Origin of the sequence: Serratia sp. C2(1) (assembly GCF_036352655.1) — a bacterium.
Lineage (GTDB): Bacteria > Pseudomonadota > Gammaproteobacteria > Enterobacterales > Enterobacteriaceae > Serratia > Serratia inhibens.
On the sequence record NZ_JAZFBA010000001.1, the window covers coordinates 2,777,835 to 2,797,138 of the forward strand.

General features: G+C 58.8%; 19 protein-coding genes, 1 pseudogene and 1 riboswitch. Of the genes and pseudogenes, 6 read left to right on the plus strand and 14 right to left on the minus strand.

Annotated elements, in window-relative coordinates; genetic code table 11:
- Window positions 1–1,107, plus strand: coding sequence for an ABC transporter permease (locus tag V2S86_RS13040; RefSeq protein WP_330763201.1), 1,107 nt, complete (start codon window positions 1–3; stop codon window positions 1,105–1,107).
- Between the two features lie 378 nt (window positions 1,108–1,485).
- On the opposite strand, the gene V2S86_RS13045 is transcribed toward V2S86_RS13040, so the two are convergent.
- From V2S86_RS13045 to moaA, 6 genes are all read right to left on the minus strand, one after another.
- Window positions 1,486–2,196, minus strand: coding sequence for a Bax inhibitor-1/YccA family protein (locus V2S86_RS13045; RefSeq protein ID WP_004941907.1), 711 nt, complete (start codon window positions 2,194–2,196; stop codon window positions 1,486–1,488).
- 329 nt (window positions 2,197–2,525) lie between these two features.
- Window positions 2,526–2,993 (minus strand): molybdopterin synthase catalytic subunit MoaE, encoded by a 468-nt coding sequence (gene moaE, locus V2S86_RS13050; RefSeq protein ID WP_330762767.1) that lies wholly within the window; start codon window positions 2,991–2,993, stop codon window positions 2,526–2,528.
- A 2-nt stretch (window positions 2,994–2,995) separates the two neighbouring features.
- Window positions 2,996–3,241, minus strand: a complete 246-nt coding sequence (gene moaD / locus V2S86_RS13055; protein ID WP_065506001.1) for a molybdopterin synthase sulfur carrier subunit — start codon at window positions 3,239–3,241, stop codon at window positions 2,996–2,998.
- A complete protein-coding gene (gene moaC / locus V2S86_RS13060; protein ID WP_330762768.1) occupies window positions 3,238–3,717 on the minus strand; it encodes a cyclic pyranopterin monophosphate synthase MoaC in 480 nt (159 codons plus the stop codon). The genes moaD and moaC overlap by 4 nt, the downstream gene beginning before the upstream one ends.
- 5 nt (window positions 3,718–3,722) lie before the next feature.
- The gene (gene moaB / locus V2S86_RS13065; protein WP_330762769.1) at window positions 3,723–4,235 is read right to left on the minus strand and encodes a molybdenum cofactor biosynthesis protein B; all 513 of its coding nucleotides are present in this window, start codon (window positions 4,233–4,235) and stop codon (window positions 3,723–3,725) included.
- A 103-nt stretch (window positions 4,236–4,338) separates the two neighbouring features.
- Entirely contained in the window at window positions 4,339–5,325 is a 987-nt protein-coding gene (gene moaA, locus V2S86_RS13070) for a GTP 3',8-cyclase MoaA (RefSeq protein ID WP_330762770.1), read from the minus strand.
- Window positions 5,312–5,455, minus strand: a riboswitch (molybdenum cofactor riboswitch). Its footprint overlaps the gene before it by 14 nt.
- Before the next feature lie 385 nt (window positions 5,456–5,840).
- Here moaA and yvcK point away from each other — a divergent pair.
- Window positions 5,841–6,758 (plus strand): uridine diphosphate-N-acetylglucosamine-binding protein YvcK, encoded by a 918-nt coding sequence (gene yvcK / locus V2S86_RS13075; RefSeq protein WP_330762771.1) that lies wholly within the window; start codon window positions 5,841–5,843, stop codon window positions 6,756–6,758.
- A gap of 15 nt (window positions 6,759–6,773) precedes the next feature.
- Here yvcK and V2S86_RS13080 read toward each other — a convergent pair whose 3' ends face one another.
- Window positions 6,774–7,031: a VF530 family protein gene (locus V2S86_RS13080; protein ID WP_330762772.1), complete on the minus strand. Its 258-nt coding sequence runs from the start codon at window positions 7,029–7,031 to the stop codon at window positions 6,774–6,776.
- A 159-nt stretch (window positions 7,032–7,190) separates the two neighbouring features.
- Complete coding sequence (gene uvrB, locus V2S86_RS13085) at window positions 7,191–9,203, minus strand: excinuclease ABC subunit UvrB (protein ID WP_330762773.1); 2,013 nt, start codon at window positions 9,201–9,203, stop codon at window positions 7,191–7,193.
- Window positions 9,204–10,521: 1,318 nt separating this feature from the next.
- Between uvrB and V2S86_RS13090 the strand changes: the two genes are divergently transcribed.
- Window positions 10,522–11,232 (plus strand): ATP-binding cassette domain-containing protein, encoded by a 711-nt coding sequence (locus tag V2S86_RS13090; protein WP_330762774.1) that lies wholly within the window; start codon window positions 10,522–10,524, stop codon window positions 11,230–11,232.
- A gap of 38 nt (window positions 11,233–11,270) precedes the next feature.
- On the opposite strand, the gene bioD is transcribed toward V2S86_RS13090, so the two are convergent.
- Genes bioD through bioB form a run of 4 tightly spaced genes read right to left on the minus strand, consistent with a single transcriptional unit; the run spans window position 11,271 to window position 14,877 of the window.
- Entirely contained in the window at window positions 11,271–11,945 is a 675-nt protein-coding gene (gene bioD / locus V2S86_RS13095) for a dethiobiotin synthase (RefSeq protein WP_330762775.1), read from the minus strand.
- Complete coding sequence (gene bioC, locus V2S86_RS13100) at window positions 11,938–12,705, minus strand: malonyl-ACP O-methyltransferase BioC (protein WP_330762776.1); 768 nt, start codon at window positions 12,703–12,705, stop codon at window positions 11,938–11,940. The genes bioD and bioC overlap by 8 nt, the downstream gene beginning before the upstream one ends.
- Window positions 12,689–13,840 (minus strand): 8-amino-7-oxononanoate synthase, encoded by a 1,152-nt coding sequence (bioF, locus tag V2S86_RS13105; protein WP_330762777.1) that lies wholly within the window; start codon window positions 13,838–13,840, stop codon window positions 12,689–12,691. Before bioF ends, bioC begins: the two co-directional genes overlap by 17 nt.
- On the minus strand, window positions 13,840–14,877 hold the full coding sequence (bioB, locus tag V2S86_RS13110; RefSeq protein WP_062869967.1) for a biotin synthase BioB: 1,038 nt from the start codon (window positions 14,875–14,877) through the stop codon (window positions 13,840–13,842). Before bioB ends, bioF begins: the two co-directional genes overlap by 1 nt.
- Window positions 14,878–14,967: 90 nt before the next feature.
- On the opposite strand from bioB, the gene bioA reads away from it, so the two are divergent.
- Complete coding sequence (gene bioA / locus V2S86_RS13115; protein WP_330762778.1) at window positions 14,968–16,242, plus strand: adenosylmethionine--8-amino-7-oxononanoate transaminase; 1,275 nt, start codon at window positions 14,968–14,970, stop codon at window positions 16,240–16,242.
- 4 nt (window positions 16,243–16,246) lie between these two features.
- On the opposite strand, the gene V2S86_RS13120 is transcribed toward bioA, so the two are convergent.
- A complete protein-coding gene (locus V2S86_RS13120; RefSeq protein WP_330762779.1) occupies window positions 16,247–16,648 on the minus strand; it encodes a YkvA family protein in 402 nt (133 codons plus the stop codon).
- A 158-nt stretch (window positions 16,649–16,806) separates the two neighbouring features.
- On the opposite strand from V2S86_RS13120, the pseudogene V2S86_RS13125 reads away from it, so the two are divergent.
- Window positions 16,807–16,896, plus strand: a pseudogene (locus V2S86_RS13125) (kinase inhibitor); the annotation flags it as partial.
- A gap of 379 nt (window positions 16,897–17,275) precedes the next feature.
- Here the strand turns inward: V2S86_RS13125 and pgl are convergent.
- The gene (pgl, locus tag V2S86_RS13130) at window positions 17,276–18,271 is read right to left on the minus strand and encodes a 6-phosphogluconolactonase (RefSeq protein WP_330762780.1); all 996 of its coding nucleotides are present in this window, start codon (window positions 18,269–18,271) and stop codon (window positions 17,276–17,278) included.
- Between the two features lie 178 nt (window positions 18,272–18,449).
- Between pgl and V2S86_RS13135 the strand changes: the two genes are divergently transcribed.
- Window positions 18,450–19,274 (plus strand): pyridoxal phosphatase, encoded by an 825-nt coding sequence (locus tag V2S86_RS13135; protein WP_330762781.1) that lies wholly within the window; start codon window positions 18,450–18,452, stop codon window positions 19,272–19,274.
- Window positions 19,275–19,304: the final 30 nt, after the last annotated feature.

Sequence of the window (19,304 nt, forward strand, 5' to 3'; positions counted from 1 at the left end):
ATGTTTCACCGTCTTTGGACGTTAATCATTAAGGAAATGCAATCGCTGCTGCGCGATCCGCAGACCCGCGCCATCCTGATTTTACCGGTGATTCTGCAGGTGCTGCTGTTCCCGTTTGCCGCCACGCTGGAGGTGACCAACGCCACCATCGCGGTGTACAGCGAAGACAGCGGCCATGCTTCAGTAGAGCTGACCCAGCGCTTCGCCAAGGCGAAAGCCTTTTCGCACGTATTGCTGCTGCGCAACCCGCAAGAGATACCAACCACCCTCGACAACCAGCGGGCGCTGCTGCTGATCCGCTTCCCGGCGCAGTTCTCGCGCGATATCGCCAGCGGTACTACCGCCCCGCTGCAATTGCTGCTCGATGGGCGCAATTCCAACAGCGCGCAGATCGCCGCCAACTATGTGCAGCAGATTGTGCAGGATTACCAAAACGAGCTGATCGGCAACCGCGCCAAACCCAACAACAGCGAGCTGGTGGTGCGTAACTGGTATAACCCGAATCTGGATTACAAATGGTTCGTGGTGCCTTCGCTGATCGCCATGATCACCACCATCGGCGTGTTGATTGTCACTTCGCTGTCGGTGGCGCGCGAGCGCGAACAGGGCACGCTGGAGCAGTTGCTGGTGTCGCCGCTGACCACCTGGCAGATTTTTATCGGCAAAGCGGTCCCGGCGCTGATTGTCGCCACCTTCCAGGCCAGCATCGTGCTGCTGATTGGCATCTTTATGTACCAGATCCCGTTCGCCGGCTCGCTGCTGCTGTTTTACGGCACCATGCTGATTTACGGGCTGTCGTTGGTGGGGTTCGGTCTGCTGATTTCGTCGTTGTGCGCCACGCAGCAGCAGGCGTTTATCGGCGTGTTCGTGTTTATGATGCCGGCGATCCTGCTTTCCGGTTATGTCTCGCCGGTGGAAAACATGCCGGTGTGGCTACAGGATCTCACCTGGGTTAACCCGATTCGCCACTTTACCGACATCACCAAACAGATCTATTTGAAGGACGCCAGCTTCGGCATTATCTGGCACAGCCTGTGGCCGCTGCTGGTGATCACCGCCACCACCGGCAGCGCCGCTTACGCCATGTTCCGCCGCAAAATGGCATAAAAAATGTCGAGTTTGATGACAAAGTTGTCTTTAAACCCGAGATACCCGGGCCTAGCGCACCGAGGGGCCATTATGGGACACATCCCTGTGTCCCACCCTGCGGGCCGACATGAAGTCGTTCCAATTTGCTCCAGGCAAATTGGTCGGCGGGCAAGCCGCTACGACCCCTTCGCCACGCTCTCCCTAATAACGGGCTTTGTCAGTAGTCTGGGGCTTAACATGTTAAGCCCCTACGGAAAACGCTGATTTTAGCGGCGGCGAGACCAAGCAATGGTGCGACGCCCGCAGCGCAGAAAGCGCAGTTGACATAGGTCAATGAGCATTTCGAGCAGCGTACGGTGCAGTAGTGCGCTGTGTCGCAGCCCCGATAAAACGGATTTAGCGGCGGTTGCCGAAAATGCGCAGCAACATCAGGAACAGGTTGATGAAATCAAGATACAGCGTCAGCGCGCCGACGATGGCGTATTTGCGGAAGCTGTCTTTGTCATCGGCGTTCAGCTGTTCGCCCATCGCCTTCAGTTTCTGGGTGTCGTACGCCGTCAGGCCAACGAACACCAGCACCCCGATATAGGTAATCGCCCACATCAGCGCGGTGCTTTTCAGCCAGATATTCACCAGCGAAGCCAGCACGATGCCGATCAGCGCCATAAACAGCATGCTGCCGAAACCGCTCAAGTCACGCTTGGTGGTGTAGCCGTACAGGCTCATAGCCCCGAACATCCCGGCGGTCACCACAAAGGTGCTGGCGATCGAACTGTAGGTATAAGCGATGAAAATGCTGGAAAGCGTCAACCCGGTCAGCGCCGAATAAAGCATAAACAGTGACGTAGCCACCGTGCCGCTCAGGCGGTTGACCATGCCGGAAATCACGAACACCAGCGCCAACTGCGCGATAATCAGGCCAAAGAAGGTGATCTGGCTGGAGAAGATAAAGTTGAGGATCGCGGGCGTGTTGGCCGCGTACCAGGAAACGAACGCCGTCAACAGCAGGCCGCAGGTCATCCAGCCATAAACCTGCGCCATATAAGCCTGAATGCCGCTGTTGGCACGTTCAACGATTGAACCATTAGAGCGTGGATATCGGTCCATGACGGTTACCTTTTGCGTATGAAACAAGATTTCGAACCCCATGTACCCGTCGCCTTTCAAGCTACAGCGTTGTTACCTGCTTACAAGGCCCATCCATGGTCCTTGCCCTTTTAGGGCCGCTGCAAGCAGCGTTCAAATCTGTTCCCGACAGATTTGTCGCTCACCCCAGTTACTTGACTTTAGTAAGCGCCTGGGGATGAACGAGCTGGGTGCCTGGCTGTAACTTGAAATTCATAGGGTATCCAAGGGATTCGGCCTGTTATAAGCCTACCACAGAAAGCCTAGCCTGAAAGTTGCAAAGGTATTGATATATTTCTGCGGTTTACCCTTTATTTACTCGCTTGATGCCAACGTTCCGCCGCCTGACGATCGCTGTCGCGCGCGTCGACCCAGCGCTCGCCCTGCCCGGTCGCTTCGCGCTTCCAAAACGGCGCACGGGTTTTCAGGTAGTCCATGATGAACTCGGTGGCGGCGAACGCCATGCCGCGGTGCGCGCTGGTCACGCCGACGAACACAATCTCCTCGCCGGGAAACAGCTCGCCCACGCGGTGGATCACCGTCGCCCGCTGTAACGGCCAGCGGCTGCGCGCTTCTTCCACGATCTCCGCCAGCGCTTTTTCGGTCATACCCGGATAGTGCTCCAGCGTCAACGCGCTGACGTTATCGCCCAGATTATGGTTGCGCACCTTGCCGGTGAAGGTCACGACGGCGCCGTCGTCATCGCACTGCGCCAGCCACTGATACTCATCGCCGACGCTGAAGGGTGCTGCGCCAACGCGGATACGGGTATTTTCCACTGTTAACCTCCGGTTACCGGCGGAAAGAAAGCGACTTCATCGCCGGCGCGCAGCGGGTGCTCGGCCGCCACCAGCGATTGATTGACCGCCGTCAGCAGCTTGCCGGATTCCAGCGCCAACGCCCAGCGTTCGCCGCGTGCGCACAGCGCCTTGCGCAGCGCCTCTACCGTGGGATAGTCCGCCGGCATCGACAAGTCGCCAGTGCCCACCAGTTCGCGCACTTGCGCAAAAAACAGAATATTAATCATAGGTCCACCTTAAAATCACCGGACTTGCCGCCGCTTTTCGCCAGCAGCCGCACCGGGCCGATCACCATGTCTTTCTGCACCGCTTTGCACATGTCGTAAATGGTCAACGCGGCGACCGAAGCGGCGGTCAGCGCTTCCATTTCGACGCCGGTCTTGCCGGTCAACCGGCAGCAGGTTTCAATGCGCACCCGGTTGTGCGCCGGTTGCGCCTCCAGGTGCACTTCAACCTTGCTCAGCATCAACGGATGGCACAGCGGGATCAGCTCCCAGGTGCGTTTCGCCGCCTGAATGCCGGCGATACGCGCCGTGGCGAAGACGTCGCCCTTGTGGTGGCTGCCGTCGACAATCATCGCCAACGTGGTGGGCAGCATCTCGACAAAGGCCTCGGCGCGGGCTTCGCGCACCGTCTCCGCTTTGGCGGAAACGTCGACCATATGGGCTTCGCCCGCGGCGTTAATATGGGTTAACTGCGTCATGGCTCTTATTTCTTCAGATGTGGCTGGAAGTTGCACGGGCGGTGGCGCGCGTCCAACTGCTCTTCAATGATGCGCTCCCAGGCGGTGCGACAGGCGCGGGTGGAACCCGGCATGGCAAAAATCACCGTCCGGTTGGCGATGCCGGCCAACGCGCGCGACTGGATAGTGGCGGTGCCGATTTCTTCGTAGGACACCATGCGGAACAGCTCGCCAAACCCTTCGACCTCACGGTCAAACAGCGGCAGCAGCGCTTCCGGGGTGTTGTCGCGGGCGGTAAAACCGGTGCCGCCGGTGATCAACACCGCCTGTACGCCTTCATCGGCAATCCACGCGGAAACCCGCGCGCGGATCTGATATTTATCGTCTTTGACGATGGCGCGATCCACCACCCTATGGCCCGCCTCCTGCGCCGCTTCCTGCAGGTATTGGCCTGAGGTATCTTCCGCTTCGCCCCGGCTGTCCGAGACGGTCAAAATAGCGATGTGCGCCGGAATGAATTCACTGCTGGCATGGCTCATTGTTAACGATGCTCCTCTTCGTTGGATACCCGATAAATTACCTGCCGTTATCAGGGGTGACCGCATGCAACCGACAACGCTGCGGCTTGAAATATGCAGGGTGTCAGCCGCCGATAAACGACAAGTTCTGGGTAATGCCACTGTTGTTCTGATGCAGGAAATGGGTCTGCTTTTTGCTCAGCAGCCCGCCCTGGATACGTTGCTTCAATGCCTCGAGCTGACCGTCATCCGCCAGCAGATCGCGCAGCGTGATGCCTTGCTCGCCGAACAGGCACAGGTGCAGGTTGCCGATGGCGGAGACCCGCAGCCGGTTGCAGCTGGCGCAGAAATCTTTCTCGTACGGCATGATCAACCCCACTTCCCCCTGGTAATCCGGGTGGCTGAACACCTGCGCCGGGCCGTCGCTGCGGCCGCGCGGTTGCCGTTGCCAGCCCTGTTGCTCCAGCTGCAAACGAATCACTTCGCCGGACACGTGATGCCGGCGAAACAGCTCGCCGCCCTCGCCGGTTTCCATCAGTTCGATAAAACGCAGTTGGATCGGGCGGTCTTTGATCCAGTGCAGAAAGGTATCCAGTTGCTGATGATTGACGTCACGCATCAGCACCGCATTGACCTTGACCTTGCTGAACCCGGCGGCAAACGCGGCATCGATGCCGTCCATCACCTGGCGGAACTTGTCCTGGCCGGTAATGGCGTGAAACTGGCGGGCATCCAGGCTGTCGACGCTGACGTTAATCGCCGTCAGGCCGGCGTCGCGCCACTGGGCGACGTCGCGCGCCAAGCGGTAACCGTTGGTGGTAACCGCCAGCGTTCGGATGGCCGGGTTTTCACGTACGGCAGCAATGATCTCGGTAAAATCGCGGCGCAGCGAAGGTTCACCGCCGGTAAGACGGACCTTTTCGGTGCCCAGTTCGGCAAAGGCGCGGCTGACGCGACGGATCTCATCCAGCGACAGGAAGGTTTTCGGGCTGCCGCTAGGTTGATAACCGTCAGGCAAGCAGTAGGTGCAACGAAAGTTGCACACGTCGGTGATCGAGAGACGCAAGTAATAGAACTTGCGCTCATAAGCATCAATGAGTTGCGGCACCATAACACCTTTCCAAAGTCGGGAGATGCGAGCGTTTCCACTCTGCACCCTGGTGGCTGATTTCGCCACGGCCCAAGCGCCATATTGTTCGCAGGAACAACGTAGGCCCAGAGGCTAGGAGTTTTGGTCTCAGTTCCCGCTGTTTGAATAGCCGGAACGAAACCGTGGTTTTCACCAGAATACTAGCGCTAAATAAACGCGATAGCCAACTCGCAATTTCGCTATATAATTGTGTATACAGCGTTTTTACGTGGCTGCAAATCTGGTTAACCATGATAAACGCCCCTTGCGCAGGCGAATTGACCAGAATCACGCAAATGACACTCTTTTACCCTAAATAATTGGAGTTGCCTCCCGACGGCAAGAGCGGGAGCCCCCAGGAGCTTACTCGAATAAGTGACTGGGGTAAGCGCTTGCAGCCAACACAGAGGCAACTTCAAGTATGACGGGTATATCGCGTTTTTACGCCAGATCCGCTATTTTATGCGGGCAGTTTCAGCCCCTTTGTAAGGAAATTTATGCGTAATCGTACCCTGGCCGATCTCGATCGGGTGGTGGCATTAGGTGGTGGCCACGGTCTTGGCCGCGTGATGTCTTCCCTGTCGTCTTTAGGCTCCCGTTTAACCGGCATTGTCACCACCACCGATAATGGCGGTTCCACCGGTCGCATCCGCCGCTCGGAAGGCGGCATTGCCTGGGGCGATACCCGCAACTGTCTCAATCAACTGATCACCGAACCGAGCGTCGCCTCCGCGATGTTCGAATACCGCTTCAGCGGCAACGGCGAGCTGTCGGGGCATAATCTCGGCAACCTGATGTTGAAAGCCTTGGATCACCTTAGCGTGCGTCCGCTGGAGGCGATCAATCTGGTACGCAGCCTGCTGAAAGTGGATGCGGCGCTGATCCCGATGTCTGAACAGCCGGTGGATCTGATGGCGCACGACCACGAAGGGCACCAGGTTTACGGTGAAGTGAACATCGACCAGCTTACCCATATGCCGCAGGAGCTGATGTTGTCGCCGCACGTCCACGCCACGCGTGAAGCGCTGGATGCCATCGCGCAGGCCGACGTGATCCTGATTGGGCCGGGCAGTTTTCTCACCAGCCTGATGCCGCTGTTATTGCTCGACGATCTCACCCAGGCTTTGCGTCGCAGCAGCGCCAATATGATCTACATCGGCAATCTGGGGCGCGAACTGAGCGTCGCGGCGGCGGCATTGTCGCTGAAAGACAAGCTGGAGCTGATGGAAGAGCGGATTGGCCGCAAGATGATTGAGGCACTGATTGTCGGCCCGGCGGTGGATACCGGGGCGGTGCTGGATCGGGTGGTGATTCAACAACCGTTGGAAGCCGCCGATATTCCTTATCGCCACGATCGCCAACTGCTGCGCCAGGCGCTGGATCAGGCGCTGATAGAATTGGGGACTCGCGCCTGAGTTAATCGCAGTCGGTTAATCGCGCCCGCGCAGCCACGGGTTGTCGCTGGCCGCGCTGTTGAGCATCTCGATATAAAGATCTTCCACCTGCTTGCGCGCCCACGGCGTGCGGCGCAAAAACTTCAGGCTGGACTTGATGCTGGGATCGCTGCTGAAACAGTTGATGCGAATGCGTTCGGCCAGCCCTGACCAGCCATAGCTTTCCACCAGCTTAGTTAAAAGGTGTTCCAAAGTGACGCCGTGCAACGGGTCTTTGGACGGGCGTTCGGTCATGGTCTTTGGCTCGCGTTAGTCAATTGGCCGCACACGATAATCAGCTTTGGCACAGGCGACAAGAAATTTATCCCCTTCGTCTTTCAAACTGCAGCGTTGTTGGCTGCAGCTTGAAATCCATTGGGTATCAACCTGAACGACATCAGGTGCCTTAACGGTTCACGAAATGGCGATAAACTGCTCGCGCAGCTGATGGATTTCGTCACGCAAACCGGCGGCCAGCTCGAACTCCAGGTTCTGCGCGTGAGTATACATCTGCGCTTCCAGCTCGCGGATTTTCTGATCCAGCGCTTTTGGCGTGAGGTGTTGATACTGGGCGGCGCTTTCTGTGGTCTTGCCCTTTCCTCGGCCCTTGCTGCGGTTGCCCGGTTGGCCCAGTTGCAGGATATCGGACACTTTCTTGTTCAGGCCTTTAGGCACGATGCCGTTTTCTTCGTTGAACGCCTGCTGCTTGGCGCGGCGGCGTTCAGTCTCGCCAATCGCCCGAGCCATCGAGTCGGTGATTCTGTCGCCGTAGAGGATCGCCTTGCCGTTGAGGTTACGCGCCGCACGGCCGATGGTTTGGATCAGGGAGCGTTCGGAACGCAGGAAACCTTCCTTGTCTGCGTCCAGAATCGCCACCAGCGACACCTCAGGCATGTCCAGCCCCTCACGCAACAGGTTGATGCCCACCAGCACGTCAAACTCGCCCAGACGCAGGTCACGAATGATTTCGACGCGTTCCACGGTATCGATGTCCGAGTGCAGATAGCGCACGCGCTCGCCGTGCTCTTCCAGGTATTCGGTCAGATCTTCCGCCATGCGCTTGGTCAAAGTCGTGACCAACACGCGTTCATTGACCGCCACCCGTTTGCGGATCTCGGAAAGCAGATCGTCCACCTGGGTGGTGACCGGCCGAACTTCCACTATCGGATCCAGCAGCCCGGTAGGCCGCACGACCTGATCGATAATATCGTCGCCGGATTTCTCCAGTTCATATTTGCCCGGCGTGGCGGACACGTAGATAGTCTGCGGTGCCAACGCTTCGAACTCTTCAAAACGCATCGGGCGGTTATCCAGCGCCGACGGCAGGCGGAAACCGTATTCCACCAGCGTTTCCTTGCGCGAGCGGTCACCTTTGTACATGCCGCCGATTTGCGGAATGGTGACGTGGGATTCATCGACCACCAGCAGGCCATCCGCCGGCAGATAGTCAAACAGCGTCGGCGGCGGCTCACCCTCGCGGCGGCCGGACAAATAGCGCGAATAGTTTTCAATGCCGGAGCAGTAGCCCAGCTCGTTCATCATCTCCAGATCAAACTGGGTACGCTGCGTCAGACGCTGTTCTTCCAACAGCTTGTTGTTGGCCAGCAACACCTTGCGCCGCTCGGCCAGATCCACCTTGATCTCTTCCATCGCCTGCAGGATCCGCTCGCGCGGCGTCACGTAGTGCGACTTCGGGTAAATGGTGAAGCGCTGTACCACCTGCTCGATCTGGCCGGTCAACGGATCGAACAGCGAAAGCCGTTCGACTTCTTCATCAAACAGCTCGATGCGCAGCGCCAACTCGTCCGACTCTGCCGGGAAGATGTCGATCACCTCGCCGCGCACGCGGAAGGTGGCGCGCTGGAAAGCCTGATCGTTGCGGGAATATTGCAGCTCCGTCAAACGCCGCAGGATCGACCGTTGATCGATGATCATGCCCTTGGTCAGGTGCAGCATCATCTTCAGATACAGCTCCGGATCGCCCAGGCCGTAAATTGCCGACACGGATGCCACCACCACCACGTCGCGGCGTTCCAGCAGCGCTTTGGTGGCTGAAAGGCGCATTTGTTCGATGTGCTCGTTCACCGCGGAGTCTTTTTCGATAAAGGTGTCGGAGCTGGGGACGTAGGCTTCCGGCTGGTAGTAGTCGTAGTACGAGACAAAATACTCAACCGCATTCTCGGGGAAGAACTCTTTCATCTCGCCATACAGCTGCGCCGCCAGCGTCTTGTTTGGCGCCAGCACCATGGTCGGCCGGTTGAGATCGGCGATGACGTTGGCGACGGTAAATGTCTTGCCCGAACCGGTAACGCCCAGCAGCGTTTGATGCGCCAGGCCGTCTTCCAGGCCCTCTTCCAGCTTGCGAATGGCTTCCGGCTGATCGCCGGCCGGTTTGAAATCGGAATGCAGTTTGAAAATTTTACTCATTGACTCGGCTACCCTGTGGAGATGCGCGCGCTCAGGCGGCCATGGAGCGGATGCTCGACGAATGGCCCCTAATTATGGAAAGCCCCGGCGATTTTCGCCAGTGCCTATGATACTGGATATAAAACCAGCTTCAAGCGATTCATTGCTCAAGATGACGCATCCCGCTATTGACCCCGGCACCGACGCGCAGCGGCAAAGCGCCGCCTCATGCGCGTCGGCGGGGCGCGGATGCACCGACAGGGTTACAGCCGCGTGACATTTTTATTGTCAATAACTGATTTATCCCCAGAATCCGTCAAAAATTAACTTATTGATAGCACTGCGGTGAAAAATCATACATAGCCACCGCATCAATACATTGGCGTCTTGATTTTAGTTAATTTATTGATATAAAACACAATTAATAAAAAGATGAGAATGCGGTCAACGGGAACAGAACCCGCGCCCGCTCTCGCTTTAAACCGCTTTTCTAAATCTAATGCACAAGGTTATCCACAGGAATAGTGGATAACTCCCACCGCCCCGCCCGTGACGGGAGTTGCAGAAAGAACGCTTTTTGGCGTTTCACCTCGCCGAAACGGCTTTTTTAGTTATTTTTTCACAAAAATATCGCATTGTTTATGCCGATTAATGCTAAAAAGCCCCATTGCCAAAAACACATTTATCCCATTATTGCACTCATGTGCTGCATCTTGCCGCAACCGGTAAAATAGTTTGCACCATCACTTTTCCTCACGGCACTGCAACAGTGCAAAAATCGTCCGCGTTAACTTTTCACCTCATTTTCATCCAGGCCGTCGGGCCAGCCCACTCCTGCCAAAGGGTTAACATAGCAATAACATTCCCTTTTTTTTTCGGATTGAAAAAGTTGGCCTGAGAGTTGCAATATCGTCTAGCGGCAAAAGTGCGACCGGATGAAATATCCGTGCCGGCACGGCAGGATTACCTGCTCTTGGCTGGGTGTCGGTATGGGGCTAAATAACTGGCAATACCGCGATAAAGGCGAGAGAGCGCTGGTAAACCGCCATTAACGGCCATTTTTACCTGGAAATCCTTTGTTTTTTCTGAACCTGAACTACCTCGTTAAAGGTAGCAATGCAGCATTTTGTTCTGGACATTAAGACACTCGGGAAAGAAACCGCCAAGGCGGATCAAGCAGTCAGGAGTGGATAACGCAGGGAAGCAGACGTTTGATTGCCGTTCCTGCGCAGATACCGCCCGGTGAAATCGGTGTGGTTTTTAACAGGAACGCGTTACGCCTGCGCCTATCAGGGCGCATATCCACGAGTGGAATACAGGTCTTTGAGGAGAGTGCCGGATGTTGAGTTTAAGGTCAGTGAACCAGTTCTACGGGCAAAATCATACCCTGTGGGATATTAATCTGGAGTTGCCGCGCGGCCAGTGCACGGTGCTTATCGGTCGTAACGGCGTGGGCAAAACGACGTTGGTCAACTGCATTATGGGGCATTTGCCGGTCGTCAGCGGCAGTATGACCTGGCAGTTGGCGGACGAACCCCCGCAAAATCTGCTGCAGCAGCCGATGGAAAACCGGGCGGCGCTGGGCATCAGCTACGTGCCGCAAGGACGGCAAATCTTCTCGCAGCTCAGCGTGGAAGAGAACCTGCAGGTGGCGCTGATGGCCGGCCGGGACAAAACCCGGCGCATTCCGCCACTCATTTACAGCCTGTTCCCCAACCTGCGGGAAATGCGCAGCCGCCGCGCCGGGGATTTGTGCGATGGCGAGCAGCAGCAACTGGCGATTGGTCGGGCTCTGGTGCTGGAGCCGGAACTGCTGATCCTCGACGAGCCTACCAGCGGAGTACAGCCTTCGATCGCCACCGATATCGGCAACGCGATCCGCAAGCTGAACCGCGAGCTGGGCATGACGATCCTGCTGGTGGAACACAAGTTACCGTTTGTACGCCGCGTGGCGGATCGTTTTTGCCTGATGGATCAGGGACGCAGCGTGGCGAACGGCACGCTGGAGCAGTTGGACGAGGAGTTGATCAATGCCTATCTGGCAGTGTAAAAACCGGAGGTGGGGGAATGTCATCTCCCCCGCCCCATTTACAGCAGACTCAAATCCAGATACGCCCCCAGCGCCTGCCGCTCAGGTTGCGGCAGATGCGGGATCTCCCCCAGCAAAGGCGCAGGCAGCATACGGCGCAGCGTAGCCAAATATTCCTGATGACGGCGGCCCGGTGCGGTGACGTCGTTGGCAATCCACCCGGCAAGCTGCAACCCCGCCTGCCGGATCGCCTGAGCGGTCAACACGGCATGGTTAATGCACCCCAGTTTGATCCCTACCACCAGGATCACCGGCAGTTGCTCCTGCTGTACCCAGTCGGCGAAGGTATGTTGCTCGGACAGCGGCGTAAACCAACCGCCGGCCCCTTCGACCAACAGCCAATCGGCCCTTTGCTCCAGGTGACGCAGGCCGGCGGAAAGCCGGGCCAGCTCGATTGGCCGCCCTTCGTCGGCACTGACAATGTGCGGCGACGTCGGTTCGGCAAACACATAAGGATTCACTTCTTCGTAGCTCAGCGCCACGGCGCTGTTGGCCTGCAATGCCAGCGCGTCGCCATTGCGCAGCCCCTCGGCCGTCATGTCACTGCCGGAAGCGACCGGCTTGTAACCGGCCGTGCGATAACCCGCCGAATTGGCCGCCTGCAACAAGGCGCTGCTGGCCACGGTTTTACCCACCTCGGTATCGGTGCCGGTGACGAACCAACGCTTAATCACGATAAATCACTCCATAAACCAGATGATAGCTGAGCGGGAATTGCCCGCCCCGGCGTGGATAGGCAGCCTGTAAGGCGGCAAGCCGCCGACGGGACAGCAAACCGGCTTCGCGCCCCTGATGCAAATGGGTGGCACCGATCCCCTTGAGCGATCGCATCAGCGCCATCACATCCGGATAGTTCAAGGTTTGTCGCTCCGTCTCCAGACGGTAACGGTAGCCGGCGCAGGCCGCGTCGATCTGCGCCAGCGGCAGAAAGTCGTTCACGTGACGCTCGCCGTCGACCTGCTGCCAGGCGTCGCCCAATTCCGCCAGCGAGCCTTCCGCCAGCGTGGAAAACAAAATCAGGCCCCCCGGCCGGGTGACGCGGTACAGCTCCGCCAACGCGCGCGGCAAATCGCTGCACCATTGCACCACCAGGCTGCTGAAACAGATATCCACCGCGGCCGCAGGCAGCGGCACATTTTCGATATCCCCCAGCAGATAATGGTCCGCCGCCTGCTGCTGGCGGGCGAATGCCAGCATGCCAGGCGCCAGATCGAGCGCGGTGACCCATTTCCCCCGTTCGCGCCAGCGGCGGCTGAAGTGCCCGGTGCCGCAACCGGCGTCGAGCAACTGTTCGCCCCGATGCTCCGCCCCCATCCCCAGCAAGCGCTCACCAACATCACGTTGCAGTACCGCCGCCGAATCATAACTGCCCGCCGCACGGCTGAAGGCCGAGGCGACCGCCTGCTTGTTGACCGGCTCAAAGGCTGACGTCATGCAATACCTCCAGCAGGCGATCGATATCCTGCGGCTGATGCGCCGCCGTCAGGGTAATGCGCAGGCGCGCGCCACCCGGCGGCACCGTTGGCGGCCGAATGGCGCTCACCCACAATCCCTGGCCACGCAGTTGCTGCGCCAGGTCGAGCGCACGCTGGTTGTCGCCCACCAGCAGCGGTTGAATGGCAGTCACCGACGCCGTCAGGGCTAATGGCAACCGGGCCGCACCTTGCCGGAAGCGCTGAATATTGTCCTGCAGCCGGGCGCGCAACTCGTCACCCTGCCGGATACGGTGCAACGCCGTCTGCAAGGCGCAAGCCTGCGCCGGCGGCATGGCGGTGCTGTAAATCAAATGGCGGGCAAACTGCAGCAGATATTCCGCCGTGGCCTCGTCGCACAGCACCGCCGCGCCGCTGACGCCAAAGGCTTTGCCAAAAGTGACCACCAGCAGTTCGGGCCGCACGCCCTGTTGCCAGCAACTGCCGCGCCCCTGTTCGCCCTGAACGCCGATGCCGTGCGCGTCATCGACCATCAGCCATGCCCCCGCAGCTTGGGTCAGGCGATGCAACTCCGCCAGCGGTGCGCTGTCGCCGTCCATGCTGAACACCCCTTCGGTCACCGCCAGCATCTGGCCGGCGCAGGGTTTTGCCAGCAGGCCGGCCAGCGCCGGCGGCTGATTGTGACGAAAACGACGCAGCTGGGCCGGTGAATGGGCGGCCGCCTCCAACAACGACGCGTGGCTGAGCCGGTCCGCCAAGATGCGATCGTCCGCCTGCATCAGCGCCGCCAGCAAGGCCTGATTGGCGGCATAGCCGGAGATAAACAGCAGCGCGCGCGGGTAGCCGAGCCACTCCGCCAGTTGCTGTTCCAGCGCCTGATGCGCCGCACAAAACCCGGTGACATGCCCGGAGCCGCCGCTGCCGACGCCATACTGCCGGGCGCCCTGCTGCCAGGCGGCGATCACCTGCGGATCCTGGCTCAGGCCAAGATAGTCGTTGCCGGAAAAGTTCAGGTAGCGCTCGCCACCCAACTGAATATGGCGGCCATTGCCGCCCTGGTTCACCTGGCGATGACGGTAAGCGGCATTCTGCCGCCGCTCCTCCAGCGCCTGTTCAATACGTTGTTGCCAGCCCATTACAGCGCCGCGTTGTAAAACTCAGCGGTATCGGCATGCAGCAGTTGCTCCGCCAGTACCTGTTGCTGCTGGTTGTCGCCGTGCTCGGTTTCGGTCTGCTGCGGGTTGAGGCCCAGCTTGCGGAACAGTTGCAGGTCTTTGTCTTCTTCCGGGTTTGGCGTGGTCAGCAGTTTGCAGCCGTAGAAGATGGAGTTGGCGCCGGCCATAAAGCACATCGCCTGAGTTTGCTCATTCATTTGTTCGCGACCGGCGGAAAGGCGGACGTAAGAGGCCGGCATCATGATGCGCGCCACCGCGATGGTGCGGATGAAATCGAACGGATCCACATCATCGTTATCCGCCAGCGGCGTGCCTTTTACCTTCACCAGCATGTTGATCGGCACGCTCTCCGGCGGCGTCGGCAGGTTGGCCAACTGCACCAGCAGTCCGGCGCGGTCACGCACCGTCTCGCCCAGCCCGACGATGCCGCCGGAACAGACTTTAATGCCCGCCCCGCGCACCTTGTCCAGCGTGTCCAGGCGTTCCTGATAGCTGCGGGTGGTGATGATGTTGCCGTAGAATTCCGGCGAGGTGTCCAGGTTGTGGTTGTAATAATCCAGCCCGGCGTCCGCCAGCCGTTCTGCCTGGGTGTGGTCAAGCGTGCCCAGCGTCATGCAGGTTTCCATGCCCATCGCCTTCACCCCTTGCACCATCTGTTGCAGATAAGGCATATCGCGCTCGTGCGGGTTCTTCCACGCCGCCCCCATGCAGAAACGGGTCGAGCCATTCGCTTTGGCCTTGCGCGCCGATTCCAGCACCTGTTCCACCTGCATCAACCGCTCCGACTCAAGGCCGGTTTTGTAGCGAGAGCTCTGCGGGCAGTATTTGCAATCTTCCGGACAGGCCCCGGTTTTGATTGATAACAGCGTGCTCACCTGCACCTGGCGCGGGTCAAAATGCCGACGGTGAACGGTCTGGGCTTCAAACAACAGCTCAAGCAAGGGTTTATCAAACAAGGTCTGGGCGAGACCCACTGTCCAGTGAATGCGATCGGCCATCACGGCGTCTCCAAAAATGAAAAAAGTGTCGTCAGTGTAGATATTGTGGATATACTGTCAACCATTACGAACATGATTTGGTTTACAAGTATGTCTATCAGCGCCTCCGACCTTGAATTCGACCAGCGCCACATTTGGCACCCTTACACGTCCATGAGCCATCCGTTGCCCTGTTATCCGGTAGAGGCCGCCAGCGGCGTCGAGCTGCAATTGGCCGACGGCCGGCGCCTGGTAGACGGCATGTCATCCTGGTGGGCCGCAATCCACGGCTATAACCACCCGCAGTTGAACCTGGCCGCCACCCGGCAACTGGAAAAAATGTCGCACGTGATGTTCGGCGGCATTACCCATCCCGCCGCCATCGCGCTGTGCCGCAGGCTGGTGGAGATGACGCCGGAGGCGCTGCAATGCGTGTTTCTGGCGGACTCCGGCTCGGTGGCCGTCGAAGTGGCGCTGAAGATGGCGCTGCAATACTGGCAGGCGCGCGGGGAGCGGCGGCAACGTATTCTGACCCTGCGTCACGGCTATCACGGCGATACCTTCGGCGCGATGTCAGTGTGCGATCCTGACAACTCGATGCACAGCCTGTATCAGGGTTATCTCACACCGCACCTGTTCGCCACCGCACCGCAGTGCCGTTTTGACGACCCCTGGAATGAAAACGACATCGCGCCCTTCGCCGCGCTGCTGGAACAGCACGCCGGGGAGATCGCCGCAGTGATTCTTGAGCCGGTGGTGCAAGGCGCGGGGGGCATGCGCATCTATCACCCCACCTACCTCAAGCGGGTGCGCGAGCTGTGCGACCGGCATCAGGTGCTGCTGATTGCCGATGAAATCGCCACCGGTTTTGGCCGCACCGGCAAGCTGTTTGCCTGTGAGCACGCGGAGGTGGTACCGGATATTCTCTGCCTGGGCAAGGCGCTGACCGGCGGTTATATGACGCTGTCGGCCACTCTGACCACCCGCCACGTAGCGGAAACCATCAGCAATGGCGCGGCGGGCTGCTTTATGCACGGGCCGACCTTTATGGGCAACCCGCTGGCCTGCGCGGTGGCCGAAGCCAGCCTGTCGTTGCTGGCGGAAAATCATTGGCAGCAGCAGGTCGCCGCCATCGAAACGCAGCTAAAACAGCAGCTATTGCCGCTCCTGTCGCGGCCAAAAGTGGCGGATGTGCGAGTGCTGGGGGCGATTGGCGTGGTGGAAATGCGCGAGCCGGTGGACGTGGCGCAGTTGCAGCGCGGGTTTGTCGAGCGCGGGGTATGGATCCGCCCCTTCGGCAAGCTGATTTATCTGATGCCGCCTTACATCATTCAGCCCGATCAGCTCAGCCGGTTGACCGCCGCCGTGGCCGCAGCGGCGAGCTAAGCGCTTACCAGTGCTGGTCCAGATAGCGGGCCAGCATCACCAGACACAGCACCCACAAAAAAATGATCATCACCGCCGCCATGCGGCCGGTGGGATTATCGATACGCCGTTGCGCCTTCTCCCGCAGTTCCGCCATCAGCGGCCTGGGGATCAGGCGCACCGCCAGCATGATACCCAACGGCACGATGATCACGTCGTCCAGATACCCCAGCACCGGGATAAAATCCGGGATCAAATCGATAGGCGACACCGCATAGCCGGCCACCAGCAGAGCAACCAGTTTGGCGTACCAGGGCGTGCGCCGATCGCGGGCCGCCAGCCAGAGTGCATAGATGTCGCGCTTGATGCCCTTGGCCCAGCGGCGCAGCCAGCCAAACCACGGCGTGCGTTTTTTGAATGAGATCATGATTGCTTTTATCGATTTGTGAATAATTGATATTGCGTATGTAGCTTCAGCGTTAACGAGGATAACTCATAGGTGAGGCCGCTGGCGAGATGCAATGACGCTTGTGTTATCGCGCCAAAAAGGTCTGGCTTAGGCATTCGGCTTTTACCGACCCATGGGTGGATGAAGGTTCCAGCGGCGCACTGGTCGGCTTTAACGTGCACTTCCACAGCCTCGGCAGCGCCACGCTGACGGTGAAGTACAGCTGAGAACGCTTATCCGCCCCGACGGAAAAGTTGATTCAGCGTAGATAATATGAGGCGGCGAAAGTCTATTTACACCGCCGCATACCATGCCTTGAGTAATACCTCTTTCTATACCCTAAATAATTGGAGTTGCATCACAACAAAACCAAGGGTTTTGTTGAACAGCGCTTGCGCTGGCCCCTACGGGGCGAGGCTTTGCCGAGTAACGCGGCAAGTTTGTGAATCCCCAGGAGCTTACTCAAGTCAGTGACTGGGGTGACAAATCTGCCGGGAGCAGATTTGAACGCTGCTTGCAGCGGCCCCGAAGGGGTTCGGCCCACGGATGGGCCGAATAATCGAGTGCAGGTAACAACGCTGCAGCTTGAAAGGCGACGGCTATTAATTACTTGGCTAACACGCTCACCCACATCGGGCCTTGCCCCACAGGATAACGTGCCAGCGTGGTCAGTTTGCCGTTGGTCTGATCGATTTCATAGACGCCGATATGGCCGGATTTCTGACCTGCGGCAATCACAAAGCGGCCGCTGTGGTCGATGTTGAAACCGCGTGGCTGCTCTTCGGTCGGATGATGGCCGACAGGCGACAGGGTGCTGCCGTCTTCGGACACTCTGAAAATCGTCAGGATGCTGGCCGTGCGGTCGCTGGTGTACAGGAAGCGGCCATTCGGCGTGATGTGGATATCCGCCGCCCAGCGGGTGCCGTCGAAATCGTCCGGCATGATATTCACCGTCTGCGTCAGGGTGTATTTGCTGCCGTTTTCAGTGATGACGAACACGTCCACCGTGCCGTCCAGCTCATTCACGCAATAGGCATAGTTGTCATTGTGATGGAACGCCATATGACGCGGGCCGGCACCGGTTGCGGTAGCCACCGCGTCCTGCGCATGCGGCGTCAGTTTACCTTCCAGACTCAGGTTGAACAGGCGAATACGATCTTCTTTCAGGCAAGGCACCAACAGCAACTGATTGGTCGGGTCGATATTGGCCGAGTGCGGCGCGGTTAAACCGTCGATCTGCTGAAGGGGTGCCACTACCACGCCGTCATGGCCGATCGGGCTGACGCTGGCGCAGTTGCCGCTGTAGGAAGCGGAGAACAGATAGCGGCCCTGCAAATCGGTGGAAATATGGGTCGGGCTGCCCGGCAGCGGCGCCATGCCGGCCTGTTGCAGTTTGCCGTCCGCCTCAATGCGGTAGCTGACGATGCCGAAGGCCGGGCGCACGCCCACATACAGGTGGGTTCTATCCGGGTGGATCGCCATCGGCTGTACCTGGCCCGGTACGTCGAGGGTCTGCAGCAGATCCAGTGCGCCGGTGTCATTTAACTGCCACACGTGGATTTGCTGGCTTTCCGGGCTGGCGACATAAACGATTTGCTTCATGTGTTCTCCTTGAAGAGAGTAAAAGAGAAACCGGTTTCAGGTTTTTCGGTTTCCCCTAGCTTACCTCACATCGGTGACATAACAACCCCGGGTTGCAGATGAAATCTGTGCAGTTTTATCCCTCGCTTATCCGGTGTACCATCGGCTTAGTTTTCTTGCTAACGATAATGAGATCCCTATGAGCTACCGCGTCATTGCCCTCGATCTGGATGGCACCCTGCTGGACAACCAAAAACGCATTTTGCCGCAGTCGCTGGCGGCCCTGGCTGAAGCACGCGCCGCCGGTATCAAAGTGGTGGTGGCCACCGGTCGCCATCACGTGGCGATCCACCCGTTCTATCAGGCGCTGGAAATAGACACGCCGGCGATCTGCTGCAACGGCACCTATCTGTATGACTTCCAGCAGAAAAAGGTGCTGGCTGCCGATCCCTTGCCAAAAGAGCAGGCCAGGCTGGTGCTGCAAATGCTGAAACAAAGCGGCATTCACGGCCTGATGTATGTGGACGACGCCATGCTGTATCAGGACACCAGCGGCCACATTATCCGCTCGCTGGCCTGGGCGGAAACCCTGCCCCCGGCGCAACGCCCGACGCTGCTTCACGTCAACAGTCTGATTCAGGCGGTGGATGAAGTGCAATCGATCTGGAAATTCGCGACGTCGCACGACGATATTCCCGCGCTGCGCAGCTTCGCCGAAACGGTGGAAAAAGAGCTGGGGCTGGCGTGCGAATGGTCATGGCACGATCAGGTAGATATCGCCAAAGGCGGCAACAGCAAGGGCAAGCGCCTGCAACAGTGGGTCGAGTCTCAGGGGCTGAGCATGGATCAGGTGGTGGCCTTCGGGGATAACTACAACGATCTCAGCATGCTGGAAGCGGCCGGTCTGGGCGTAGCCATGGGCAACGCCGATGACGCCATCAAACAACGCGCCGATCTGGTGATCGCCGATCATCTGCAACCCGGCATCGCCGAGGTGATCCGCACGCGGGTGCTGGGCCAGTAACCCTCTCGCCCTCCCCTTGCGGGAGGGCCG